Here is a 24,101-nt window from a genome sequence, read left to right on the forward strand (position 1 = left end):
CGATTTTTTGTCAAAGGAGAACGTGGTTACAAAATAGCTATAACCATGTACTAAAAGTTATTTTATAATCTTCCAGTTATTTCCTACTTTTTCTAGCACCAAATCAAATTGAGATACTTGCGTTGCTTTGGTCTGCTGGTCGAGATACTTTACTGTCAGTGATACCGTGACTTGATTATCTTTACGATTGTAGATAGGATTCACGAGTTCTTGAAAAATATAATCTTTTCCGATAGATTTCAAAATACCATCATTCACATAGTAAGAAAGTTCACTCGCTGTTGCTGTAGGATAGAGCTTGAAGAATGTCGTTAGAAACTCAATGATTTCATTTGTCATAATGGAATCAACTGTACCATCACTTTCAATGACTTTTGGTTTATAGTCTGATTTCTTAGGTATGCTGGTAATGGTCGGGTTTTTAGTCAGTACCATATTTCCAGAACCATCTACATAGACTGTCACTTCATAAGCAGAATGGACGGTCTTTATATTTTCCCCCTCTGTAATCAACTGGTCTACACTATAGGTCACATCAAACTGGTTTTCGCCATCTGCTTTTACCATCCATATCTGAACCCCTCTTACAGAAGACGATACAGGAATATCCTTTCGGACTGTATCAATATTGAGAGCTTGAAGTTCCTCTGTCAGATAGGCTTTTAAGTTTTCCATACGATTATCAATGGACTGGTCGTTTAGTTCCCATGAATAGTAAACTTTCGCAAAGTTCTCTACAAAATTTTCTACATTATGAGTATCAACATATTCCTTTTCTATGATGGTTGTTTCGTGAATGGTGTGGGTATCAACGGCTGTAAAGTGCTTAAATATTGCAAAGCTGAAACTAAGCCCTAAAAGCACCCATAAGCCAATCACAACCTTTTTACGAGGATTGACTTTGTAGATACGAGGTTTCTTTTCCTTTGGTATCTGTTTTTCTTTATTCTGATTTTTTCTGAATTTCATCATTGAATCTTCCTTTCTCATTGTTTGATTCGTCCTGCTCCTACTAAATGCTGTTGCCAATAGGAGCTTGTTAAGTCGGCATAGCCGATAGGGTCTCCTGCGTGAAACATTCGATTATCGCCTAAATAAATCCCGATATGAGTAATATAAGAGCCAGCGTTATAGGTAGAATGAAAGAAAACCAAATCGCCAGCTTTTGCTTCGGATAGTGGGATATGTTGGGTCACATCATATTGTTGTTGTGCGGTTCGTGGTAATTTAATCCCAGCTTTGCCATACGTCCATTGTGTCAGTCCGCTACAATCAAATGAAGTAGTCGGGGAAGCTCCGCCATAGACATACTTCCAACCCTCATATTTCAGTGCTTCGTCCATGATGGCTTGTACCGTATTATCATTAAATTGAGTTGTGACAAGATACTGCGTAACAAGCTGAACATAAAACATATTGCCATAGTTATATCGCCAGCCCCCATTGATGGGTATGGCTATTGGATTGGGATAGGACACTTTTTCGCCGTCTGAATATTCCTTAGAGAAACTTTGAGCCAGTTCAAAGGTATATTTGTTTCCACGATTAGCCACATACCCTAAGAAGCCACCGCCATAATTGTAGGACTGAATAACCGATTCCAAATCCACACCGAGCCTATCTCTACTGGCTAATAATTCACTGAAATACTTCACACCTTGCTTGATAGATTCTTCTGTACTCAATGAATTGGGTGGTAGACCAAGGGATTCCGAGGACTGCATAACATCTTCGGCAGTACCGCCCGATTCCACCTGTATAATAGCAAGCAGTACATTAACGTATTCTTCAATGCCATATTCTCTAGCGTATTTTTCTACCATAGGCTTATGAGCCAGCACTTCTGCGGAAACATTCACACCGCCATAGTGAATGTTTGAAAAACCGCCATCTTGTTCATCTGAAAATAAAATGGCAACAAAGAGGCTTATTCAAAAATCCAACCCACCAACTAGACAACGGCCCCACCACGCGGCAACCTAGAGGATAAAACGCCAGTAATATTCTCAGCACCGCACCGGAGGAACCGTTGCACCACCACCGTACCACCGGCCTGACCCCAACCCAATTCGCCACACTGCTCACTGTCCTCAAAAACCACACCACCTGGACACCCATCAGCAGAGGTAGACCACCAGCACTAACCCTCAACCAAGCCCTCAAAGTCACCCTGCTCTACCACCGGCACAATCTCACCGAAGAACTTCTTGCCGAGCTATTCACTGCCTCCCAACCAACTATTTCACGGGCTATCAACACCATTGAAAAAGCACTCGAAACAATCCTCAAGCCGCTCAGCAAGCCCCTGAAAGAAAGCCTCAAAGTACCAGGATCTTTGGTCATCGATGGGACCCTGATACCCACCTGGAATTGGCGTTCACTTGGTGAAACAAATTTCTCTGGAAAGCACAAACGAGCCGGATTCAACCACCAAGTCATCTGCACCCTTGACGGTAGGCTCCTGGCCATTACTGACCCGTTGCCTGGGGCTAGGCATGATGCTCATGCTTTCAGAGCACATGGTCTTGATAAGCTGCTGGATTCCTCGACTCTGGCTGATAAGGGCTATGTGGGTCTGGGGTTGGCTACCCCGGCCAGGCGTAAGCCGGGCCAACGGCTGAGCCGGGAGCAGAAGCGGAATAACCGGGTGCTGAATCGGCTGCGGTCGGTGGTGGAGAGGGTTATCGCTCAGATTAAGACTTGGCGGGTTTTGCACACTGGGTTCAGGCGGCCGTTGGGGTTGTATGGGCGGGTGTTTTCGGTGGTGCGGGGGTTGGTGTTTTTGGCTGCTGGAGAGAATTTTGAATAAGCCTCACTGGCTACTTGTACCAGTGTGGAGATCATCAGAGCCCAGAGTATTGCGTCGGCGAAGGCAGTCAGGCCAGAGAAAGCACCAAGCGCTGCCTCTCCCGTTAGCTGGGGAATAAGGAAGAGCACCCCACTGATGAGAGTGCAGATAGTACCACCCCATATGAGGAAAGATACCGCAGCATCAACCGGATTTCTCACTCGATTAGGCTTCAACCCGGTGGCAGAAAAGTCTTTAGACATATGCGACTCCTTCCCTTTACCTATAAGGGTAAGAGCTCTTCTAGGGGAAACGCATCAGACCCCGGTATGAAAATATCAACACCTTGCAGATACCCAGAACATAAGGCTAGGGTCACAATAGAAACCGGTGAAAGGGTAACCCCGTGGGTAAGAATAAAGAGCTTAAAGAGCTGCGCCAGAAGATAAAAAAGCTCAGTAAAGACCAGAAGGATCTTGCCCAGCAGTTAGAACAACTTCAACAGGTCCTTGCTTTTTCTGACACGAGCAGTGGGGTTCCGGCTCCCTCCATCACCGCGAGCGCGTGGACCGCTATTTATCCGCCTCCTCTAGAGCGCGGTAAATATAGCCCCAGGTATGCGCAGTACCGGGTGAGTAACGTGCAGCAGCTAACTCCCACCGTGATTCGCGTGGCGGGCGTCCCTGCCAGTGAACTGAAGGCTGATATTCAGGGGTTGCTCGGTGAATATATTTATGTAATTACAGGAAAGTCTGGTGAGGTATTACCTGAGCCGCGCACTGAGGGAAAGAAGCCAGCATGGGATCAACCCATCAGTAGCACCAAATACACGGTACGCCAGCACAACACAGAAACCGGTGAGCTTGAAATCAACATCGTTCTGCATGAGCGTGGAGCAGGCACCACCTGGGCTCGGAATGTAGCAGTCGGAGACATCATGCATGTCGTAGGGGCGAAGTCTGGCTACCGCACCGGTGGAGCTTACGATTTTTACTTGATGGCCGGGGACGAGACGGGGCTGCCGGGTATGGCTCGATGGGCGGAGGGCTTACCTAAGGACGCCCGCGGTGCGCTCTTCATCGAGGTGCCGGGCACAGCGTCCCGCCAGAACCTAAAACTGCCGCCCGGTGTCGAAGTAATCTGGGTAGATTCCCTTCAAGTCGGGGCTCTAGCCACGGCGGTACAAGGATATCCCCTACCCCAGGGCAGCATCTTTGCATGGCTTGCCGGTGAGAGCACCTCTCTTCAACCTCTACGCAGTTGGGTACGCAAGGAGCTGAAAATGCCTAAGGGGCACGGTTATTCTAAGGGCTACTGGAAACGCAAATAAATCAACCAGAGAGACTTTTGGTGACAGGACGTCGCATTTTTCCTGAAGAAATTAGGTTATAGTTTCTTCTGGTTTAGGTAAACCTTATACATCAGGAGAATCGATGAAGATTTCACGCGCTCGCTTTTTGCAGCTCTCACTAGCTACTGCCACCGCTGGACTGCTCTCAGCCTGTTCCACCGGGTCAGGCGATTCGGCGAACTCCACCGCACCATCTGCAGATACCGGTGGTGAATATACCGTCAAGCATGCCTTCGGCAGCACAACCTTCAAGCAGGTGCCTCAGCGCATTGCCGTGGTGCAGCCCTGGAAGAACCCCGACGTTCTGCTGGCTCTGGGGGTTATTCCGGCGGGTGTCCCGCTGGTGAGCTGGGGCCAGAACAGTAACGACTCCACGGATTGGTTCGAAGCCAAGCTGTCTGAGCTGGGTGGAAAACTTGATGACATCACCCGTTACTCAGAAACCGATGGCCCCAACTATGAAGAGCTGGCAAAGCTTGAGCCGGACGCCATTTTCGTGCCCTACGGCGATACCTCCCAGGAGGTCTATGACAAGCTGACCGCGATTGCCCCGGTGGTCCCGGCTCCTGAGGGAGTAGGGGCTTATGAAACCAGCTGGCAGCAGTGTCTTGAAATGGCGGGTGCCATGCTGCGCCGTGAGGACGACGCCGCTCGAGTTATCGAAGATACCGAAAAGCTGATAGCGCAGAAGGTTGAAGACTTCCCCACCATCAAGGGAGCTAGCTTCATGGCGGGTTACTTTGATGCGGAGCAGAACACCTTTGGCGCTTACACCTCCAAGGATTCACGCCCGCAGTTCTTTGAATCGCTGGGCATGGTTAATGCACCCTACATTGTGGAGCATGAGGCCGGGGCTGAATCCGTTTTCTTGAACATTTCTTCTGAGGTACTCGATACCGTAGAGTGTGATGCCCTGTGGGCCTGGACTAATTCTTCCGATGAAGAAGAAGCAGTGCGTGAGAACAAGCTCTTTGCTCAGATGCCCGCTCTCAAGAACGACGCGGTGATTTTTGAAGATGACAAGCACCCGGGGCTTGCCCTATCTGCCGCCTCCCCGCTCTCGGTCATCTGGGTTCTTGAAGAGACCGATCTCTTGGAAGATCTAGCTGACGCAGTGGCACACACTCGCGCCGCCTAAGAACGGCGTTCTAACCTACGCTGGGTGGGCACTAGGGGCGCATCACTGGCACGAGTGCCGCCCATTTCTTAGCGACCGGTGAGGTAGTCGCTGGCGATTGCCTCACCGAGTTGCTCCACAAAACGGCGCGGGTCAGCCAAGGACTCTTCGAGGCTGGCTCCGGTACCCACGACCGAATAGACGGCATCAAAGCCCGCCTGCCTCCAGGCGTCCTCTTCTAGCTCGTTGAGCCCGCAGACGGCAAGCACCGTTTTCCCCTGCGCCTTAGCGTCTCGCGCCACCCCCGCGGGGCCTTTACCCTGCAGAGTTTGGGCATCCAACTTACCCTCCCCGGTAATGACGATGTCCGCCGCGGGTAGTTTTTGGGTAAACCCAGTTAGTTCGAAACAGACCTCTGTGCCAGGGCGCATGGTGGCACCCAGCACCGATAGGCAGGCAAAGCCCAGCCCACCGGCAGCACCCGCACCGGGGGCATCGGCGTAGGTTCCACGTGAAACATTAAGTTCTTGCTCAACTGCTGAAGCTAGTTTTTGCAGATTTTGGTCGAGCAGTTTCACCTGTTCTTCACTGGCGCCCTTCTGGGGCCCATAAATCGCGGCCGCCCCATTGCTACCGGTCAGGGGGTTGGTAACATCGCAGGCAACAAAAATCTGAACCTCACCCAGCCGCGCGTCAAGACCAGAAAAGTCTAGGGCATCCAGGGGCTCAAGAGCACCACCGCCAGGGATAAGCTCCTGCCCGTCGGCACCCCTCAAGGAGGCGCCCAGTGCCTGCATGAGACCAGCACCGCCGTCGGTGGTGGCAGACCCTCCCACACCAATAACCAGGGTTTTAGCGCCCAACCCCAAGGCGTGACGCACCAGTTCGCCAGCCCCGTAGGAGGTGGCATTCCAGGTGTCCAGCTGGTCCTGACGTAGACGCCAAATACCCGCAGCTTCAGCAATTTCTATCACTGCGGTCAATGTTGACTCGTCAAAGGCATACCGCGCCTCAACCTGAGCCAGGCCCTCAATGGACGGGAGAGGGCCGGTCACCTGGCACGTCACCTCGGTATAGCCAGCGGCGAGAGCAGCATCTACCGTACCGTCCCCACCGTCAGCAATCGGGCAGATCACTGGGTTCAGCGACCTATCAATCCGCCTCATGCCGGTAGCTAGAGTTTCTGCAAGATCCTTGCCGCTGAGGGTTCCCTTAAATTTATCAACTGCAATTAAAACGTCCATGCACCTCATTATGCCCGCTTACCAGCTACCGGTTAATGAGAAAACGCCCTGCCAGCTGTACTGCCGGCAAGGCGTTTTCTACTACACACACATACACATGAAAAGACACTCATGCAAGAAACACACATTTTCTTGAAGCTCTCTCGAACCTTGTACTTCAAGTATGGCAGGGCTGTTTGTGCACCAGCATAAATCCACCTGTGCAGAAGCTAGGAAACCAGTTTCAGCCCCACAATGCCCGAAATGATCATCAGCAAGAAAAGCATTTTGGCAAGAGATACCGGTTCAGTCCCTGTTGCCATGGCGTAAAGAACGGTCACTGTGGCCCCAATTCCCACCCACACCGCATAGGCAGTGCCCGTAGGCAGCTCCCGCATCGCGTAGGCAAGACCCAGCATGCTGAGCACCAGCCCCACCACAAAAACCAGGGAAGGCGTTAGGCGTGTGAGGCCCTCAGATTTTCCCAGGGCAGTTGCCCATACCGCTTCAAAAAGACCAGAAATGACGAGAATGAGCCAGTGCACGGCTACTCCTTACGATGAGAAGAAAGGTTAGTGGCCGTCGTGCTTTACTGCCCGCTCAGTAGCGGTGGCAGACCGGGTACGGCTCCCTCGTCCAGGCTCATTCAGTCTAGCAAGCCTTCACTTAGAGAGAGGGCGAGGGCGCCGAGGGGTACTGAGGCGGCACCCACTGACGGGCCAGCCCCTTCTTGCCATAAGATAGCCGGCGGTGAACCGCCTCAAAGGGCCCCTTCTTACCCATTGCTTCAAGCAGGCAAGCAAAGCCGAGGGTCAGTAGCCAACCGCCGGTACCCACCAGCAAGAGTAGTCCGGCACCCGCATGTGCGAAAAGCCCCAGGGCAAAGGGAGCAAAAACGATCAAGAAGATAACGGACTGCAGCACGTAACCGGTCATGGAACGACGCCCCAGAGCAGCTAGCGCCCATAGTGGAGCTGAGAGTTTTTGCCCGGCGTCCGCTTTCTGCTGTACACCGTTCAGCAGCAGGGCAAGAAGAGCGATAAAGCCGGGACCAGCAGCCGTACCCAGGGTCATGGTCAGCACCGCAAAGATACCGGTATCCAGCACACCGATTGATTCAAGGCCCGCAGGGACGCCCGTGCCCACAGCAACCACTGCCCCAAAAGTAGCCGCCCAGACCAGCACCTTCCTATGGCGTGCAGGATCAGCCAGCACGCCCTCACGCGCAGCCACAAAACCAATAATGACCAAAGGTAAGAGCATAAAAGCTTGCACCGGGAAACCGAGTAGATTCATCAGCATAAAGAGCAGACCGGTGAGCATGACCCCACCGTAGGTTTCAGCGGACCCCAGGAGCAGTTCTGCATCCGCTGACGATGAGAGCCAGTCACTCCCTAAAACTGAGGTCACTAGCAATGACCCCACCGCACCCATCAAACAATTCAGTGTGAACATAGATCCGGCTATCCACAGCAAGATTTTGGTCCGTACGGCAATCAGGGTGACGAGAACAAGCCCCAGCAAGCCATAGGCAACCATGATATCGCCCCAGAAGAGAAAGATGGCGTGCAGAACACCAAAGACAGACAGCAAACCGTAGCGCCGCGCTAACACACCGCGGGCAGCGCCCAGCGGGTAACCTCGGCGATAAAGGCTCATTGCAATGATTCCCAGGCCAAATCCCAGCAAAGTGGCAAACATCGGGAAGCCGCGGGAGTGAACAAAGGAGGTGGTGAACATGATGGCGAGGGCGTCCCACCAGCTACCATCAACGACGCGCCCGGTGGTAGTCATTTGGCCCCCGCCGGTCACGACCCACGCAGTGGCAACATTTGCTATTGCAATGCCCCAGAGCATGACACCACGAGCGATATCAGGCACCACCATGCGCCGCTGACTCACTAAAACCGCTGACGGTGACGAAGTTTGTGCTGGAGGTAGAGTGCGCATCTGGTCTTCCCTGGTGTGCATGGCTGGTACCTTTCATAGAAGTTACCTCCAGTCTATGGTGCTACCACAGGGTAAGACCTCCCCCACCAGGAGGAACTAGGAGGGGGACATTAAAACAAAAAACGGTGAGACCCCCATACCGGTCTCACCGCTCTTGTTCACAGGTTCAGCATTACCTGCTACTGAAGCACACACATTCGCTTCTTGATTCTTTCGAACCGTTACCTCTATTTAACAGGCTTATGCTTATACCTGCTTTGGAGTTACCTGATAAGAAGCTGAGTGTTTTAAGAAGAGTTATTAGAAGAAAGTGCCTATCAGAAAGAGCCACAGCACCGGATTAGCCAGCACAGAGACCACCAGCACGCTAAGAAACCAGCTTCCGTACCGTGAATACCGGATGAGCCCCGTGAGGGCCAGAATAAACGCCAGGGTTGCTGCCAGCACGCTAACAATCATGAGCCCCAAGAAAGTTGCTAACACCGTAGACGGCGAACCAACATTAACAGTAAATGCTAAGACCAAACTAAGAACAGCAACTACTTCAGTCACCACAGCAGCAATCAACATCTGGGTGCTCGGCGCTTTGCGTGGCCTGCGAGCGGCATTGGTAGAAGAATGCATACCCTCTAGCATGCCAAACCCAACCCAAAACACCCAATCTCACCCTCAACAGATGAGCTGTCTCGAGAAAAAGAGCACAGACAAAACAAAACACCCCGGCCCCCATCAAGGGTGCCGGGGTGTCTTCTGAAGCCTAAGCGTGAAGCCTAGTAACTACTCATAAGAGTAATTACGCAGCTACAACGTCCAGTTCAACGTTGGCAACAACGTCTTCGTGCAGACGCACGGTGACGGTGTATGAGCCGGTGCGCTTAATAGCGGAACCGAGGTTGATGGTGCGCTTGTCAACATCACCTGCGCCAGCTGCTGCAATAGCGTCAGCAACGTGCTCAGCCTTGACGGTGCCGAAGAGGCGGCCGTCAGCGCCAGCCTTGTGGGAAACAACAACGTGCTTGCCAGCAAGAGCTGCAGCAGTTGCCTTTGCGTCCTCAAGGTTAGCCTTTACACGTGCTGCACGAGCTGCACGGATTGACTCAACCTGACGCTCGCCGCCAACAGTCCAGGTGACTGCGAAGCCGCGGGGCAGCAGGTAGTTACGGGCGTAGCCGTTCTTTACGGTAACGACATCGCCAGCAGCACCGAGACCGGTGACTTCCTGAGTAAGAATGATCTTAGCCATGTTCTTCTACTTTCCTTCTTTTCTTAGCGGCCTGAGCCGGAGTAGGGCAGCAGTGCAACTTCGCGTGCGTTCTTGATTGCCAGAGCAATCTTGCGCTGTTCCTGAACGGTTACGCCAGTAACGCGACGAGCACGGATCTTGCCGCGATCAGAGATGAACTTACGCAGAAGTGCGACGTCCTTGTAGTCGATTACGGTGACGTCTGCAGCCTTGAGCGGGTTCTGCTTGGGTTTGGGCTTACGGAGTTCAGCCTTAGCCATCGTGGTGCTCCTTCTTGGTTGGGAGCCCGCGGGATGAGCCGCGGGATGGTGGATAAATTTTCTTGGTGTGAAGGGGACGCTAGGAGCGTTCCTCTAAAAGCTAGGTTTAGAAGGGGGGCTCGTCGTCAGCGCCGCTACCCCAGTCGTAGTTACCGCCGGACTGGGCGCCCCAGGGATCAGCCTGAGGTGCCGGTGACTGCGGTGCGGCGGCAGGAGCTGCCTGCGGTGCATTCTGCTGCTGTTGAGCAGGTGCGCCGTAGCCACCCTGACCGCCCTGTTGCTGGCCGTAGCCAGCATTGGAGTAACCGTTGCCGCCAGAGAATCCGCTCTGAGCGCCAGCGTTGAAGCCGCCGCCCTGGTTGAAGTCAGACCCGCCGCCAAAACCGCCGGCGCCGCCACCGAAGTCACCCCCGGAGTTGCGCTGATTGCGGTTGACGTTGGCTGACGCGAAGCGGAGTGAGGGACCGATTTCTTCGATCTCAAGCTCCATGCTGGTGCGGCGTTCGCCTTCTTTGGTTTCGTACGAGCGAGACTTCAAACGGCCCTGCGCAATAACGCGCATGCCCTTCTTGAGGGTCTCGGCGACGTTCTCTGCAGCTTCACGCCACACTGAAGCTCGCAAAAAGAGGGTTTCGCCCTCTTTCCACTCGCCCGATGCGCGGTCGAAGTTGCGGGGAGTCGATGCGATCGTGAAGTTAGCTACCGCTGCCCCGTTGGGGGTGAAGCGCAGCTCAGGATCGCCGGTCAGGTTACCGATAACGGTAATGACGGTATCGCCAGCCATATGATGCCTCCAGTCGTAAGATTTTGTTCAAATAAGTGTCGTGCTTCTGAGTATTGCACGGGGGTCTGACATTTTAGTGACCTACCCGTAAAAATTTCAGAAGGGTAAGAGACTTACTTGGCTGAGACCTTCTGATCTTCCGGGCGGATGATCTTGGTGCGCATAACGGATTCGTTCAGGTTAAGAACGCGGTCCAGCTCTGCTGCAGTCTCGGGGGTTGCGGTGAAGTTAACTACTGCGTAGATGCCTTCAGCCTTCTTCTGGATTTCGTATGCCAGACGGCGGCGGCCCCAGATGTCCATGTTGTCAATGGTGCCGTTGTCCTTGGTGATGATTTCAAGGAACTTGGAGAGGGTGGGCTCTACAGCCTTGTCCTCTACCTCAGGGTTGAGGATAACCATCAGTTCGTATGCACGCATGATTGAACCCCTCCTTTGGGCTAAGCGGCTATGGGATTTCCATAGCAGGAGATTACGTACGGCCTGGCGCAAACGGGGATTGGCCGAGTGCGGCACAGACTCGCTTAACATTACAGGAGTGCGCGGCTTTTGGGCAGATGTGGCACAGCTTTTTGGGTGTAGCTCACAGCACCTTTACCGCAATATGCGGAGGGTTTAGTAGCCGCGCTGGCTTGCCAGTGAGTTGATGAAACCAATACGGATGGGCATGGTGAAGAGATCCCAGATAAACATCAACACAATCGGCACGTAGGCTATCCAGAAAATAACCGGAAGCAGAGCAAAGAGTCCACCGGCGATCAGGTTGAGCACAATGTAGGTGATACCCATAAAAGGCTGGCGCAGGTAGAACTTGTGAGCACCCAGCCACCAGAAGAAAATGAGCAAAAGGTAGGCAACAACCGCCGACTTAGCCTGAACGATATATACCGGCTGGCCTTGGGCAAAGCTCTGCGCACGACCTCCATTATTGAGAGGGGTGGGGCGGTAGTGTTCGGGTTGACCGGTCATGGGCTCCTGCCTTAGTTGCGCCTAGAGAGTTTCGGCGTATTTCTGAAGGGTAGATTTAGCGGCATCTTCACTGTTGATAGCTTGCAGCAGGGCAGCTTCGCTCTCTTCGCTACCGCCCAGACCAACGCTAATATCAGCGTGGCTTCCATTCGAGACTACCTCAGCACTGATATAAAAATTGATGGTTTCTCGCTGGGCTTTACCATCAGCCAGGTAGGTGACTTCAAAGGTTGCCGGTCTGTAGCGGCTAGCTCGCCAGGTATCTGCCCGCTGGTCGTCCTGCACCAGAAAAAAGACGGGGCGATCAAGTAGTTTCCACTGGACATCAGTGATGGTAGCGGTGCTATCACTGCCGTAGGTTTCACTGGTGGGGCAACTTTCAACGTTCAACCGCCGGGCACTTTCACAGCGCTCCAACCACGATTCAATGATGGTGTTGGTTTCTTCCCACATGCGCGGGGATGGTCGCAGGTTAAGGGCTACCGGCTGAAGGTCGGAACCCTGCCCGGGCAGTGGAGCGGTAATGGTTGGCGGGTTGACGATGCGGTAGTAGGAGTTAGCTGGAAGGCTAAAGGAGTAGTCACCAGGGGGCAAGGGGATCTTCCACTGAAATCCACCCTCAAAAACTGCCCGTCGACCAGCGGGCAAACTTACCGAGGTTTGGTTGACACCCAGGTCACTCAGCGCGACCGGCGCCTGCAGGGTGAGGTTTTTGTATGTGGGGGCAGAGAATTCCCACAAATCGTTGAAGGGGCCGGTGCGTGTAGCTAGTTTTAGCGGTAGGGCAAGGTGGTATTGCTGCCCCTCAATAGAGACATCTGCGTTCACCGTGGCATATTCCCCACCGGTATAGGTAGTGCCTTGAAGAGTGAAATCTTCGATACGACCTTCAGCAGTGGCATAGGCTGAGTTAGAGAGATAGGTGCGCTCAAAGGAATTATAGGCTGAGCGGTCTAAACCAGAGACGTAGTTGCCTTCTTTTAAGGCTGATAGGTAACGCTCAGCAGTATCCTCGGGGGTGTGCGGTAAAGAATAATAATTACCCACAGCCGCAACGAACGCTGCGAGCAGAGACAAGAGAACGGCAGTAATACTGAGCCTGCGGCGGACGCTGCGGGCATCCTTCTTGGTGAGAACCCCAGCGGCTCTACCGGAAAGTTCCCCCACCTGGCCGGGTATCTTAGTGACTAGCTCCAGGGAGGTAGCTAAAGTTTCCTTCAAGTGAGGCGAGCGTGAACGTTTCACGGCGCGGGCTAACCACTTCACGCCGTCCTTCTTTTTTTGCCCCATGAATCTATCGTAAGGGAAGATACCTATCCCTTTGGTTTTTCATCGGAGCTATTACCGCCTGGCTGAACTAGTCCGGACTCGTAGGCAAAGACAGCTACCTGAACACGGTCTCTTAGGTTTAGTTTAGAAAGGACAGACCGAACATGACTCTTTACCGTTGCCTCAGAGACAAAGAATTTCTGAGCGATCTCCGTATTGGATAAACCGCAAGCAATAGCTAGCACGGTATCTTTCTCTCTCGGGGTCAGCAAAGCCACTTCTTTTGAATATAACGGGTCAGGTATATAACCACCGACCTTTTTGGTCTTGGTATATTCTTCGATTAGTCGGGCTGTCATACGAGGGGCTACAATCGAATCCCCTTTAACCACAGAGCGCACTGCCTTCACCAGCTCTTCTGGCTGTGTGTCCTTCAGCAAGAAGGCACTTGCACCGGCTTGCAAACCGGCAAAAGCATACTCATCGATATCGAAGGTCGTTAAGATAATGACTTTCGCAGAAGTGTTTTGACAGATATGACCGGTAGCTTCAATTCCGTTCATGACCGGCATACGCACGTCCATCAGCACCACATCGGGTTGAAACTGGCGGGCAAATTCTAAACCCTGCTCGCCATCCGATGCTTCGCCCACAATATCGATTCCGGCGCCCTCTAAGACCAAGCGGAAGCCCAGGCGAATGAGCGGCTGATCATCAACCAGGAGGACGCGCAGGTTTGCAGCATCAGACATGTTCACGGTCTTTCTATAGCTTTTTATTCTGGGTGAGGAAACCTTGCTGAGAGCACCGGCGGTTGCCACACGAGGCGGACGTGAGTGGTCCACCCTCCTCGATCATTTCTTCCAGCATTCACACTACCCTCATAGAAGGCAGCGCGTTCGCGTATCCCAGCAAGGCCCTTGCCTGACCCAAGGTTATGTAAGGGATTGGGTATACCTTCAGAGGAAGCGCTACCGTTATCCACCACGCTCACTTCGATGTGGGGCAAGTGAACCCTGACGCTCACCCTCACAAGGGAAGCGTCTTTGGCGTAGCGCAGGGCATTAGTGAGGGACTCCTGCACGATACGGTAAACACTCAGTCTCAGATTGTTGTCGGTGGGGAGTTCTTCCCCTTCATAATCAAAGGTGACCGGCAGACCCGTAGTAGCGAAAGAGCTCACTAGCTCTTGAAGGTTCTCTCGAGCATCAACAGATCTACCTTCGGCCGGCAAAAGGTTAAGCTCTTGCCCGTCAGGATTGCGCAAAACACCCAGGGTTCGTCTCATATCTGCAAGGGCGGACCGGCCCGTATTCGAAAGTTCTAAGAGCACTTCTTCAGCCCGGGCTGGGTCCCGCTGCCCAACAATTCTTGCACCATCAGCCAGAGTAATCATTACTGTCAGAGAATGCGCCACCACATCGTGCATTTCGCGGGCAATACGGTTACGCTCTTCGCTGGCAGCCAGCACCTGGGTTTGCGCAAAACGCTCGATCACTTGACGGTCAAACTCATTATTTTTATAGGCAAAACGGCCCATCATGGTGATTACCAGGTTGAAGGCTAGGCCAAGAGCGGAGAATACTCCAAAGAAGATAAGGAGTGTTAGTGGGCTTTCTTGAGCGATCTGGGAATCTTCCCCTGAAAGTACCTCAAGATAGAAGAGACTGAAGATACTAAAGATATATGCCCCGCCTGCTATACAGTATCCCAGGATCGTTTTACCCAGGCTGGATACCGCTGCGAGAGTATAGAGAAAGATAACAAGGGTGAAACCTGTCAGTGAATAGCCACTCTGAGGATTAACCATCAAGCCGTAGGTGAGTTCCACCACAACAGCTGCCGTAAGAAGTACCAGGGGTATTTTCTTACGCCAGAATATACCGACACTAAAGACCAGGTTGCCCGCACACAGGAGCAGAAGATGTCCTATTCCAATAGATTCTTGAGGAACAGCGCTGAGGACAAGGAATAAGGCTGACAGAAACAGATTTAGAGCTAGCAGTAACCAGTTGGTGCCTCGTGGGTGGTTTTTGCGCCACCGACTGAAGCGGCTCCACCGCATAGCAATGAGGCGTTGCCCCTCTGAACGAAGGGCAACGCTCTGATCAACCGTCTGGTGATTCACTGCTGGGGCTACCTTTATTTAGAGTCGGTTAGGGCCAATCGCGCCCACCCCAGTAGAGCAGGTACCAGGCACCATACCGAGAGCCAAAGGCCGGCTTCAAGATTGGTGATAGCGGCATCATCAGCAACACCTACGGCGGTGAAAGACTGCCCCAATGCCATGGGCAGGTAGGGGACGAAGTCCTGGATCAGTTCAGATGCCCCAGCCACCATATTCAGTGCGATAGTCAGAATGAACATGAGGACGACGACCAGAACGATACCGCCAGCGTTGTTACGCAGCAGCGTGCCGAATCCCAGACCCATCCAGCTCATGAGCATGCAGTAAATGCCCACTGCTACCCAGTTACGCACAACGTCACCGTTAATCGCTACTGCCTCGGTGATAGCGCTATCAAGGATAAGCTGGGCAATACCGTAGCTGAGGGCAGCTGAGATAAAGCCAATGAAGAAGGTCCAGAGAGAAACTACCAGGAGTTTTGATACGAAGGCGGTAGTACGGCGAGGGACAGCCGTCAGGGTGGTGTTAATCTGCCGGCTTGCGTACTCCGAACCGATAAAGACAACGGCGATAGAGGCCACCAGCATTGAGCCAAACATCATGCCCGAGTCGCCAATCCCACGAGCGTAGTTATAGACGTCATCAACGGTCGGGCCTGCGACAGGGGCTGCACCTACTACTACGGCTTCCTGGGCCGCCAGGGCACTTTCATGCATCTGGTTGGTAGCAACAGCGAACATGGCTCCCATGCCCACCATAATGAGCAGGGTAACCGCTAGCATGATCCAGTTAGTGGCAAGAGTGCGGAATTTGATTGCTTCACCGCGCACAGCACCTAGGAAGGTAAGCTTGTGGGAAGAGAAGTTGGGGGAGGCCTGGGCGGTTCCCGCCGATAGGGTTGCAGTAGTCATGATTAGTTCTCCTTAGCTGCGGTTGCGCCCCAGGGGGTGCCGGTGGCAATTTGAGGTGTCGGTTGTCCAGCAAACTCTCCCGACTGGTATTCGATCTCATCGCGGGTCATGTTCATGTAGACCTCTTCCAGGGTGGCAACCTGCGGGATAATCTCATGCAGTAGCACCCCGGCGTCCACGCCCAGGCGGGCAATATCGCGGGTAGGTGCCTGGACTAGCAGCCCATCGGTGTCTACCGCTTCAAAGACCACAGACCGTTCTTGAAGGCGGCGAGCAAAGTTATCTCGCTCATCAGTACGAACTAAGACGCGGTCGTTGTTAGCCAGCGCCAAGAAGTCCTGCATAGAGCTGTTCGCAAGAATGCGGCCGCGCCCAATCACCACCAGATCATCGGCAGTTTGGGACATCTCGCTCATTAGGTGAGAGGAAATCAGCACGCACTTACCTTCGGATGCTAAGTGCCGGGCAAGGTTACGCACCCAAATCACGCCCTCGGGGTCAAGACCATTCACGGGCTCATCCAAAATAATGTTCTGGGGGTTACCCAGCAGAGCTGCAGCAATGCCCATACGCTGACCCATGCCCAGAGAAAAGCCGCGCACCTTTTTACTGGCAACATTGCCCAGACCGGTCATTTCAATGACCTCATCTGCGCGGGACGCTGGTAGCCCGTGGGTAACTGCCAGCGAGCGCAGGTGGGCGCGTCCGCTACGACCCGGGTGCATAGCCTTAGCATCCAGCAACGCACCAACGCTGGTCAGTGGGCTGGGCAGGGAGCGGTAGTTTTTACCGTCGATCAGCGCGGTGCCACTGGTGGGCTTCTCAAGACCCAGCAGTAGGCGCATGGTGGTTGATTTGCCGGCACCGTTGGGGCCAAGAAAACCTGTAACCCTGCCGTCGGGTACGGTGAAACTAATGCCGTCTACAGCGGCTTTGTTCCCGTATTGTTTGGTGAGGTTACGAACTTCTAACATGCGTTCTCTCCTAGTGGGTCGTGTTCTTCTTTCACCACTAACACTAGGAGCAACCGTCTGCTGCCACATCAGCCCAGGGATTGAGTTCGCCGTATTTCTTCTCGTCCCTGAGGATGATAATTACCCCTTGGCGTCGGTAAAGGTAAACCGGAACCAGCCCAGGAGCGCGGGCACTAGAGCCCAAACACCCAGCCAGATCCCTGCCTCTAGGTTGTTGATGTCAGCGTCCTCGGGAATGCCTACGGTGGTCATGGTTTCACCCAGGTTAATGGGTAGGTAGGGCTGGAAGTCAGCTACCCAGTCCGCTGTTTCAGCGAGCAAGCCAAAGACGATGGTTGAGATGAACATGAGCACCACTACCATCACGATCCCGCCGGCGTTGTTGCGCAGGATGGCGCCGAACCCTAGGCCCATCCAGCTCATGAGCAGGCAGTAGAGCCCTACTCCCAGCCAGTTGAGCACGGTGGGTGTGCCTACCGACAGCTGTTCTGAAATACCAGGGTCTAGTACTGGCTGGGCTACAAAATAGCCTGCGACAGCTGAGATGACACCGACCAGAAAACTCCAGACTGAGAGCACCAGGAGCTTAGAAATATAGATGGATGAGCGGCGCGGCACCGCGGTCATGGTGCTGTGAATCTGCCGGGTGGCGTACTCAGCACCGATAAAGACCACGGCAATGGAGGCAATGAGCATGGAGCCGAACATCATGCCCACCCCACCGATGCTTCGTGCCATATCTAGCACCTGGTCCACGGTGAAGGAATATTCGGGGCGCACCTGGGGTGAGGGGCCACCGGCTTCTAGCGCTGCTTGGGTCTCAAGAGCACGCTGATAGAAACGGTTGAGCGCGGTAGCGTAGGCGGCAGACATGCCAATCATGATGGCAATGGTCAGCAGGAGCATAACCCAGTTGGTTGCCAGGGTGCGGAATTTTAGAAACTCAGACCGCAACGTGCCAAAGAAGCTGAGTTTATAAGATCGTGCCGGTGCGGTGGGCAGGGTGGTGCTGGTCATGGTTATTGTTCCTTTGCCTCTTTGCCTGCCCAGGGGGATGGAGCATCCGCTTCCGCAGCGCCGGAATCTGCGGGGGTTGTGAAGGTGCCGGACTGGTATTCCACCTCATTGCGGGTCATGTTCATATAGACGTCTTCTAGGGTGGCAATCTGCGGGGTTAGCTCGTGCAGTAGAACCCCGGCGTCCACACCCAGGCGGGCAATATCGCGGGAGGGTGCCTGAACCAGCAGCCCGTCAGTGTCTACCGGTTCAAAGGTGATACTGCGGGCAGTCAGAGTTTCAGCAAAGACTTCTCGCTGGTCGGTGCGGACCAGGGATCGGGAATTATCTGCCAGCGCCAGAAAGTCAGACATGGAGCTGTTCGCAAGAATTTTGCCGCGCCCAATGACTATCAGGTCATCGGCTGTCTGAGACATCTCGCTCATGAGGTGTGAAGAAATCAGCACGCATTTGCCCTGGGATGCCAGGTGCCGGGCGAGGTTGCGCACCCAGATGACTCCCTCGGGGTCAAGACCGTTCACCGGCTCGTCCAGAATAATGTTCTGGGGGTCTCCTAGTAGAGATGCGGCAATACCCATGCGCTGGCCCATGCCCAGAGAAAAGCCCCGCACTTTCTTACGGGCAGCGGTGGTCAGACCGGTGAGCTCAATGACCTCATCCACCCGGCGGGTGGGGATACCGTGGGTTAGCGCCAGCGAGCGCAGGTGCGCACGCCCGCTACGGCCCGGGTGCATTGCCTTAGCATCCAGCAGGGCACCGACGCTGGTCAGCGGGCTGGGCAGGGACCGGTACTTTTGCCCATCAACCAGGGCTGTGCCGTTCGTGGGCTTCTCAAGCCCCACCAGCATGCGCATGGTGGTTGATTTACCGGCGCCATTAGGGCCCAGAAAACCCGTAACCCTACCATCGGGCACCGTAAAGGTGATGTCGTTAACGGCGGTCTTATCACCGTACTTCTTGGTGAGATTACGGACCTCTAACATGGGGGCTCCCGCTCTTCGTCTGTGTTTACTCTTGTCTCTACCCTACGCAAGGTGGCCCCTCCTTTAGCGGAGGAACACCTTCCAAAGCCAGCACTGTCAAAAATGGGTTAGAGACCCTGCTCAGTTGCCCATTCTTTGAGTCGGCGGGTGGCCTCTTCTTCACCTAGAGATCCTTCATCCAGGCGCAGGTTGAGCAGGAACTTATAGGCCTGCCCCACCACTGGGCCGGGTTTCAGCCCCAAAATTTTCATGATCTGTTCGCCGTCCAGGTCAGGGCGCATGGCATCCAGCTCTTCCTGTTCAGCTAGCTCGGTAATACGGCGTTCCAGATCATCGTAAGCTGCGGCAATGCGATTAGCCTTGCGCTTATTACGGGTGGTGACATCCGCCCGGGTCAGGCGGTGCAGGCGCTCTAGTAGGTCACCGGCGTCCCGCACGTAGCGGCGCACTGCCGAGTCGCTCCACCCTGCTTCTCCGTAGCCGTAGAAGCGCATGTGCAGCTCAACCAAGCGGGCAACGGCCTTGATGGTGTCATTATCAAAGCGCAGCGCTCGCATACGTTTCTTGGTGAGCTTGGCACCCACCACATCGTGGTGCAGGAAGCTGACCGAGCCGTTGTCCTCAAACTTACGAGTGGCAGGCTTGCCAATATCGTGCATCAGAGCGGCAAAGCGCAGTACGAAGTCAGGGGCTGGTACCGCACCGTCAGCGTCTGTCTCCTGAGCAACAGCCTGTTCCATGACGGTGAGGGAGTGCTGGTAGACATCCTTATGGCGGTGATGCTCGTCAGCTTCAAGTTTCAGCGCCGGAATTTCGGGCAGGACGTAGGCGGCCAGCCCCGATTCAACCAGCAGGTCCACACCGCGGCGAGGTGCCTGAGCGCAGATGAGTTTCACCAGTTCATCCCGTACTCGCTCGGCAGAAATAATTTCAATACGCTCTGCCATATCGACCATGGCTTCAAAAACTTCGGGAGCCAGGTCAATATCCAAGCGGGCGGCAAAGCGGGCAGCACGCATCATACGCAGGGGGTCATCAGAGAAGGACGCCTGGGGTGTGCCCGGTGTGCGGATAATGCCGGTGCGCAGGTCAACCTCACCGCCAAAGGGGTCCACTAATTCCAGGGAGGGTAGGCGCAGCGCCATGGAGTTAATGGTGAAGTCTCGTCGGAAGAGGTCATCCACCAGGTCAGTGCCGAAGGCAACCTGAGGTTTGCGGGAATCAGCGTCATATTTCTCAGCACGATAGGTAGTAATTTCTACCATCTCGTTACCCTTACGGATGCCAATAGTGCCGTATTCTTTACCGATTTCCCAGGTAGCGTCAGCCCATCCCTCCACAATAGCCAGCGTCTGGTCAGGGCTGGCGTTGGTCGTGAAATCAAGATCCACGGAAGTCTCCCCCAGAAAGAGATCTCGCACCGGGCCTCCGACCAGGGATAACTCAAACCCGGCAGCAGTAAAGAGCTCTCCAGCTTCTAGAGCAACGGGGTGAATCAAAGAAGTATCAAAAACATGCGCCATAACCCTATCAATCGTGCCAGCAAACCGCACAAGTTACCACTCACACCTCCCTCTTTAGAACATCACCCTCTTATATCGGTTAAGGTAGAGACATGACTTTTCCTATTCCCCGGGCACCTAAGAGACGAGCGTTCACGCCCGTTGCTGCTATGCCCACGGTTGAGGAGGTCTCCGCGGGCGGCGTCATCGTCAACTTCGATGAGCCCGGTTTACCCGTGGCAATCATTGCTCGTATCAACCGCGGTGGACGCCTAGAATGGTGTCTCCCCAAGGGCCACCCCGAGGGGGAAGAGAGCCGAGTTCAAGCAGCAGCACGTGAGATTGAAGAGGAAACCGGTATCTCCGGGGACGTCATCACCTCCCTGGGCAGCATTGACTACTGGTTCAACGTTTCTGGTCACCGCGTCCATAAAACCGTTCACCATTTCTTGTTCTCCGCCACCGGCGGTGAGCTCACCACCGAGAATGATCCCGACCATGAAGCCGTGGATGTCGCTTGGGTCAACATTGATGATGTGGGGCGCAAACTTTCCTTCCCCAATGAACGGCGTATCGCTGAGATCGCCCGCGAGTACATCATCCACCAGCTGTCTTAAGCTGCATTGAGTAGATAAGGATTTCGTGTGGCACGATCCGGTGCTTTTTCTAGCGCTATTATGGCAGCCGGCACCCTCGTTTCGAGGGTACTGGGGTTCGTTAAAACCTTCCTGATTACTGTCGCTCTCGGTGCAACAACCACCGTGGGCGATATTTTTGAAACCGCTAACACCCTGCCCAACCTCATTTATGTACTGGTAGCAGGCGGTATCTTTAATGCTGTGTTGGTGCCGCAAATCATTAAGGCAGCCAAGCACGATGACGGCGGTTCTGATTTCATTTCGCGCCTGGTGACTCTGGCGGTGTGCGGTATTGCGGCAGTGACGGCCGTGGTGGTTATCTGCGCTATGCCCATCATTTCAATCATGGGTAGTGAGTGGAGCCCCGAGCAGCAGCGTTTCGGTTTCATCTTCGCCCTCTGGTGTTTCCCCCAGATTTTCTTCTATGGTCTCTACACCATCATCGGTCAGGTGCTCAATGCTCGCGGGGCCTTCGGCTGGTTTATGTGGGCACCGGTGGTCAACAACATCGTGGCTATCGCCGCGCTCATCATCTTCATTACTTCATTTGGTGCTCAGGACGTCACCACCACCCCGCCCTTCCACAACCTCACCTCGTGGACCAGCGCGCAGACCATCGTGTTGGCAGGTAGCGCCACTCTTGGCGTGGTTTTACAGGCCCTGATTCTCTTTATCCCCCTGCGCAAGCTGGGTTTGAATCTGCGCCCCAAGTTTGGCTGGCGCGGTATCGGCCTGGGATCAGCAGCTAACCTGGCGGTATGGACGCTGGCCACAGGCGTGGTCTCTAACCTTGCTTTCATGTACCTCACCAAGGTAGCTGCAAACATCGTCGGTGCACGCGAAAGACTGATGGACTTGGGTATCCAGCTTCCCGGTGTGCAGGCACTCAATTATTCTTCCATGCTCTATTCACTGCCCCACGGCGTGATTGGTCTATCAATCGCCACGGTTCTCTTCAACCGCATGTCTGCCTCATCGCAAGAAAAGGATCATCAAGCAGTAGGCGCGGCTCTATCTGCCGGCCTGCGCACCGCTTCCATTGCCACGATCTTTTGCGCCGTAGCGCTCGTTGTTTTTGCGGGCCCTATTGGCATGATCTTTGGCGGCGGCGGGCAGCAAGCGGGTGCCGTCATCGGTCAGACCATCGCTGTTATCGCTTTAGGCGGCCCCTTCCTCACTATCGCCTTTATGATGGGGCGTGTTTTTTACTCGCAGGAGGATGCCAAGACCCCCTTCTACATTCAGCTCGTCTCAGCAATCGTCATCGTTGCTCTTGGCTTCACAGCTTCCTATCTAGCCCCACAGCACACCATCTATGGGTTGGCGCTAACCTACGCACTGCAAAATATCCTGGCGGTTTACCTAAGCCACCGCGTCCTAGCAAAGCGTCTGGGCGACTACGGTATCGCTGATATCGTCTCAACCCATGCCCGCGTCGCCTTCGCCTCAGCCGGTGCAGGTCTGGTGGGCGCAGCTGCCCTCTATCTGATGGGTGGTTACGGTTTCGATGGGTTTGCCTGGAGCTCACGCGGTTCTGCCTTCATTACAGTGGCGGTAGGTGGAACCATTATGGCGATTGCCTACTACGCCATGCTGCTCCTCTTCCGGGTAAAGGAACTAGATACGCTTACTGCCCCGATCCTGGCAAAACTTGGTCGGTAGTACGCATCAATAACCGGTACCCACCGGGTAAACTCAGTAAACAGACAACACGAACGCTCACTGGAGGCACCTTTGGCACAGCAGATCCCTCTGCACACCCTGCTGGGTGACCGTTATAAGGTCACCGCCCACGTACTTGAAACCGCAGACGGTGACACCATTCTTGACGGTGTTGATCAGATCCTTAACCGCAAGGTGTCCATCGTTGTGGCCTCTGCAGAGCACAGCTCACAGTTGGTGGCAAATGCCCGCCAGTCAGCGTCCCTTTATCGCTCTTCGGTTCAGATTCTTGACCTCGGCAATGTTGAGGCACGGACCTACCTGGTGACTTCCCACGCTCGCCCAGATACCTTGCTTGCTACGCTTCTCACCGAGGGTGGGGGCGAAGCGGAAGAATTCGGCGAAGAAATCTTCGGTGACACCGGCACTATGAGCGCCCCCAATACCTATGTGGTGGCCAAGGATGCCAAAGCTCCGGTTGCCGGGGCCGGGGCAGCAGCCGCCGCTACCTCTATCTCAGCTACCCGTGCAGCAGCAGAGCCTGAAGTAGAGCCTGTAGAAGAGTATGAAGAATACGATGCAGAAGAAGACGGTTATTACGAAGGTGATGAACCGGCTGAACGCAACGGTGGCATGTGGGCTGTGGGTATCGCAGCGGTACTGGTCTTGGTCATTGGGGCCGGGGCAGTATTCACTTCGCTGGGCAATATGGTTAACCCAACTGAAACTCAGGACGCGCTGGGAAGTACCCAAACATCGGCCTCAGCTTCAGAGACTCCTCAGCAAACGGGCTCCCCCTCGCCCTCACCTTCTGCTACCGAAGAAAAGGAGCCTGCGGCTCCTCGTCTTGACGGTAATTTCACCCGCACAGTGCCTTCGTCAGCGGCCCTGATGTCTGAGTCTGACGGGACGCTGGGGCACCTTACAGATGGCAATGATGCAAGCACCTGGGTTTCACTCGCTTTTGGCTCAGCTAACTTTGGTGGTCTCACCGATTCCTTCTATCTCTCCGCACCCCTGCGCGATGAGACCACGGTCAATTCGCTAACTATTAATCAGGTATCGGGCACTGGCGGTGCCTTCAATATTTTCGCTTCTGACGACGCTTCTATTAAGGGAGCTCAGCAGATTGGCTCCGGCACTTTTGCTGCCACCGGTGAAACCACTGTTGAACTGGATAAGGATGCTCAGGATGGAGACACCAAGTACATCATTGTTCAGTTCACCGAAGCACCCAGGTTAGCCCAGCCCATTGTTCAGGGTTACCCTTTCGGGCTGCGTCTTGCAGAGATTTCAATCAAATAATCAACTCTTGTTAGTTGTTTACAGCAAC

At 54.1% G+C, this 24,101-nt stretch carries 25 protein-coding genes; 6 read left to right on the forward strand and 19 right to left on the reverse strand.

Going from position 1 to position 24,101, the window contains the following annotated elements; all coding sequences use genetic code 11:
* Positions 1-57 precede the first annotated feature (57 nt).
* The gene (locus L6990_RS08730; RefSeq protein ID WP_021390945.1) at positions 58-972 is read right to left on the reverse strand and encodes a conjugal transfer protein; all 915 of its coding nucleotides are present in this window, start codon (positions 970-972) and stop codon (positions 58-60) included.
* A 14-nt stretch (positions 973-986) separates the two neighbouring features.
* Entirely contained in the window at positions 987-1,859 is an 873-nt protein-coding gene (locus L6990_RS08735; RefSeq protein WP_440480497.1) for a bifunctional lytic transglycosylase/C40 family peptidase, read from the reverse strand.
* Between the two features lie 170 nt (positions 1,860-2,029).
* Here L6990_RS08735 and L6990_RS08740 point away from each other — a divergent pair, with 170 nt between their 5' ends.
* From L6990_RS08740 to L6990_RS08750, 3 genes are all read left to right on the forward strand, one after another.
* Positions 2,030-2,809, forward strand: coding sequence for a transposase (locus L6990_RS08740; protein WP_237203738.1), 780 nt, complete (start codon positions 2,030-2,032; stop codon positions 2,807-2,809).
* 385 nt (positions 2,810-3,194) lie between these two features.
* Entirely contained in the window at positions 3,195-4,118 is a 924-nt protein-coding gene (locus L6990_RS08745; protein ID WP_237203739.1) for a siderophore-interacting protein, read from the forward strand.
* Between the two features lie 103 nt (positions 4,119-4,221).
* Positions 4,222-5,277 carry an ABC transporter substrate-binding protein gene (locus tag L6990_RS08750; RefSeq protein WP_237203740.1) on the forward strand — a complete coding sequence of 352 codons (1,056 nt, stop codon included), beginning with the start codon at positions 4,222-4,224 and terminating at the stop codon, positions 5,275-5,277.
* 68 nt (positions 5,278-5,345) lie between these two features.
* On the opposite strand, the gene L6990_RS08755 is transcribed toward L6990_RS08750, so the two are convergent.
* From L6990_RS08755 to L6990_RS08835, 17 genes are all read right to left on the reverse strand, one after another.
* Positions 5,346-6,500 carry a glycerate kinase gene (locus L6990_RS08755; RefSeq protein WP_237203741.1) on the reverse strand — a complete coding sequence of 385 codons (1,155 nt, stop codon included), beginning with the start codon at positions 6,498-6,500 and terminating at the stop codon, positions 5,346-5,348.
* Positions 6,501-6,709: 209 nt separating this feature from the next.
* Positions 6,710-7,024, reverse strand: a complete 315-nt coding sequence (locus L6990_RS08760; RefSeq protein WP_237203742.1) for a DMT family transporter — start codon at positions 7,022-7,024, stop codon at positions 6,710-6,712.
* Between the two features lie 121 nt (positions 7,025-7,145).
* Positions 7,146-8,429, reverse strand: coding sequence for a DUF418 domain-containing protein (locus L6990_RS08765; RefSeq protein WP_237203743.1), 1,284 nt, complete (start codon positions 8,427-8,429; stop codon positions 7,146-7,148).
* Positions 8,430-8,729: 300 nt separating this feature from the next.
* Entirely contained in the window at positions 8,730-9,053 is a 324-nt protein-coding gene (locus L6990_RS08770; protein WP_237203744.1) for a hypothetical protein, read from the reverse strand.
* A gap of 169 nt (positions 9,054-9,222) precedes the next feature.
* A complete protein-coding gene (gene rplI, locus L6990_RS08775) occupies positions 9,223-9,672 on the reverse strand; it encodes a 50S ribosomal protein L9 (RefSeq protein ID WP_237203745.1) in 450 nt (149 codons plus the stop codon).
* Between the two features lie 23 nt (positions 9,673-9,695).
* Positions 9,696-9,932, reverse strand: coding sequence for a 30S ribosomal protein S18 (gene rpsR, locus L6990_RS08780; RefSeq protein WP_237203746.1), 237 nt, complete (start codon positions 9,930-9,932; stop codon positions 9,696-9,698).
* Positions 9,933-10,038: 106 nt separating this feature from the next.
* A complete protein-coding gene (locus L6990_RS08785) occupies positions 10,039-10,716 on the reverse strand; it encodes a single-stranded DNA-binding protein (protein WP_237203747.1) in 678 nt (225 codons plus the stop codon).
* A 113-nt stretch (positions 10,717-10,829) separates the two neighbouring features.
* Positions 10,830-11,135, reverse strand: coding sequence for a 30S ribosomal protein S6 (gene rpsF / locus L6990_RS08790; RefSeq protein WP_237203748.1), 306 nt, complete (start codon positions 11,133-11,135; stop codon positions 10,830-10,832).
* A 195-nt stretch (positions 11,136-11,330) separates the two neighbouring features.
* Positions 11,331-11,684 (reverse strand): TM2 domain-containing protein, encoded by a 354-nt coding sequence (locus L6990_RS08795; RefSeq protein ID WP_237203749.1) that lies wholly within the window; start codon positions 11,682-11,684, stop codon positions 11,331-11,333.
* Positions 11,685-11,705: 21 nt separating this feature from the next.
* Entirely contained in the window at positions 11,706-12,974 is a 1,269-nt protein-coding gene (locus tag L6990_RS08800) for a hypothetical protein (RefSeq protein WP_237203750.1), read from the reverse strand.
* 23 nt (positions 12,975-12,997) lie between these two features.
* The gene (locus tag L6990_RS08805) at positions 12,998-13,705 is read right to left on the reverse strand and encodes a response regulator (protein WP_237203751.1); all 708 of its coding nucleotides are present in this window, start codon (positions 13,703-13,705) and stop codon (positions 12,998-13,000) included.
* Between the two features lie 23 nt (positions 13,706-13,728).
* Positions 13,729-15,081 carry a sensor histidine kinase gene (locus L6990_RS08810; protein WP_237203752.1) on the reverse strand — a complete coding sequence of 451 codons (1,353 nt, stop codon included), beginning with the start codon at positions 15,079-15,081 and terminating at the stop codon, positions 13,729-13,731.
* Positions 15,082-15,095: 14 nt separating this feature from the next.
* The gene (locus L6990_RS08815; protein ID WP_237203753.1) at positions 15,096-15,992 is read right to left on the reverse strand and encodes a hypothetical protein; all 897 of its coding nucleotides are present in this window, start codon (positions 15,990-15,992) and stop codon (positions 15,096-15,098) included.
* 2 nt (positions 15,993-15,994) lie between these two features.
* Complete coding sequence (locus tag L6990_RS08820; protein WP_237203754.1) at positions 15,995-16,966, reverse strand: ABC transporter ATP-binding protein; 972 nt, start codon at positions 16,964-16,966, stop codon at positions 15,995-15,997.
* 120 nt (positions 16,967-17,086) lie between these two features.
* Entirely contained in the window at positions 17,087-17,983 is an 897-nt protein-coding gene (locus L6990_RS08825) for an ABC transporter permease (RefSeq protein WP_237203755.1), read from the reverse strand.
* A gap of 2 nt (positions 17,984-17,985) precedes the next feature.
* Positions 17,986-18,966 carry an ABC transporter ATP-binding protein gene (locus L6990_RS08830; RefSeq protein ID WP_237203756.1) on the reverse strand — a complete coding sequence of 327 codons (981 nt, stop codon included), beginning with the start codon at positions 18,964-18,966 and terminating at the stop codon, positions 17,986-17,988.
* Positions 18,967-19,073: 107 nt separating this feature from the next.
* Entirely contained in the window at positions 19,074-20,489 is a 1,416-nt protein-coding gene (locus tag L6990_RS08835; protein ID WP_237203757.1) for a CCA tRNA nucleotidyltransferase, read from the reverse strand.
* Positions 20,490-20,581: 92 nt separating this feature from the next.
* On the opposite strand from L6990_RS08835, the gene L6990_RS08840 reads away from it, so the two are divergent.
* From L6990_RS08840 to L6990_RS08850, 3 genes are all read left to right on the forward strand, one after another.
* Positions 20,582-21,085 (forward strand): NUDIX hydrolase, encoded by a 504-nt coding sequence (locus L6990_RS08840; RefSeq protein WP_237203758.1) that lies wholly within the window; start codon positions 20,582-20,584, stop codon positions 21,083-21,085.
* Between the two features lie 27 nt (positions 21,086-21,112).
* The gene (gene murJ, locus L6990_RS08845) at positions 21,113-22,768 is read left to right on the forward strand and encodes a murein biosynthesis integral membrane protein MurJ (RefSeq protein WP_237203759.1); all 1,656 of its coding nucleotides are present in this window, start codon (positions 21,113-21,115) and stop codon (positions 22,766-22,768) included.
* 72 nt (positions 22,769-22,840) lie between these two features.
* Complete coding sequence (locus L6990_RS08850) at positions 22,841-24,073, forward strand: serine/threonine protein kinase (RefSeq protein WP_237203760.1); 1,233 nt, start codon at positions 22,841-22,843, stop codon at positions 24,071-24,073.
* The last annotated feature ends 28 nt before the right edge of the window (positions 24,074-24,101 follow it).

The organism is Rothia endophytica, assembly GCF_928381505.1.
Lineage (GTDB): Bacteria > Actinomycetota > Actinomycetes > Actinomycetales > Micrococcaceae > Rothia > Rothia endophytica_A.

What these genes read in the sequence shown, in the direction of transcription:
- L6990_RS08820 (WP_237203754.1), bottom strand. Translation starts at nt 16,966, where the DNA reads ATGTTAGAAGTTCGTAACCTCACCAAACAATACGGGAACAAAGCCGCT.
- L6990_RS08750 (WP_237203740.1), top strand. Translation starts at nt 4,222, where the DNA reads ATGAAGATTTCACGCGCTCGCTTTTTGCAGCTCTCACTAGCTACTGCC.
- L6990_RS08765 (WP_237203743.1), bottom strand. Translation starts at nt 8,429, where the DNA reads ATGCGCACTCTACCTCCAGCACAAACTTCGTCACCGTCAGCGGTTTTA.
- L6990_RS08805 (WP_237203751.1), bottom strand. Translation starts at nt 13,705, where the DNA reads ATGTCTGATGCTGCAAACCTGCGCGTCCTCCTGGTTGATGATCAGCCG.
- L6990_RS08755 (WP_237203741.1), bottom strand. Translation starts at nt 6,500, where the DNA reads ATGGACGTTTTAATTGCAGTTGATAAATTTAAGGGAACCCTCAGCGGC.
- L6990_RS08815 (WP_237203753.1), bottom strand. Translation starts at nt 15,992, where the DNA reads ATGACTACTGCAACCCTATCGGCGGGAACCGCCCAGGCCTCCCCCAAC.
- rpsF (WP_237203748.1), bottom strand. Translation starts at nt 11,135, where the DNA reads ATGCGTGCATACGAACTGATGGTTATCCTCAACCCTGAGGTAGAGGAC.
- L6990_RS08785 (WP_237203747.1), bottom strand. Translation starts at nt 10,716, where the DNA reads ATGGCTGGCGATACCGTCATTACCGTTATCGGTAACCTGACCGGCGAT.
- L6990_RS08800 (WP_237203750.1), bottom strand. Translation starts at nt 12,974, where the DNA reads ATGGGGCAAAAAAAGAAGGACGGCGTGAAGTGGTTAGCCCGCGCCGTG.
- L6990_RS08795 (WP_237203749.1), bottom strand. Translation starts at nt 11,684, where the DNA reads ATGACCGGTCAACCCGAACACTACCGCCCCACCCCTCTCAATAATGGA.
- rplI (WP_237203745.1), bottom strand. Translation starts at nt 9,672, where the DNA reads ATGGCTAAGATCATTCTTACTCAGGAAGTCACCGGTCTCGGTGCTGCT.
- L6990_RS08835 (WP_237203757.1), bottom strand. Translation starts at nt 20,489, where the DNA reads ATGGCGCATGTTTTTGATACTTCTTTGATTCACCCCGTTGCTCTAGAA.
- L6990_RS08830 (WP_237203756.1), bottom strand. Translation starts at nt 18,966, where the DNA reads ATGTTAGAGGTCCGTAATCTCACCAAGAAGTACGGTGATAAGACCGCC.
- L6990_RS08730 (WP_021390945.1), bottom strand. Translation starts at nt 972, where the DNA reads ATGATGAAATTCAGAAAAAATCAGAATAAAGAAAAACAGATACCAAAG.
- L6990_RS08825 (WP_237203755.1), bottom strand. Translation starts at nt 17,983, where the DNA reads ATGACCAGCACCACCCTGCCCACCGCACCGGCACGATCTTATAAACTC.
- rpsR (WP_237203746.1), bottom strand. Translation starts at nt 9,932, where the DNA reads ATGGCTAAGGCTGAACTCCGTAAGCCCAAACCCAAGCAGAACCCGCTC.
- L6990_RS08770 (WP_237203744.1), bottom strand. Translation starts at nt 9,053, where the DNA reads ATGCATTCTTCTACCAATGCCGCTCGCAGGCCACGCAAAGCGCCGAGC.
- L6990_RS08840 (WP_237203758.1), top strand. Translation starts at nt 20,582, where the DNA reads ATGACTTTTCCTATTCCCCGGGCACCTAAGAGACGAGCGTTCACGCCC.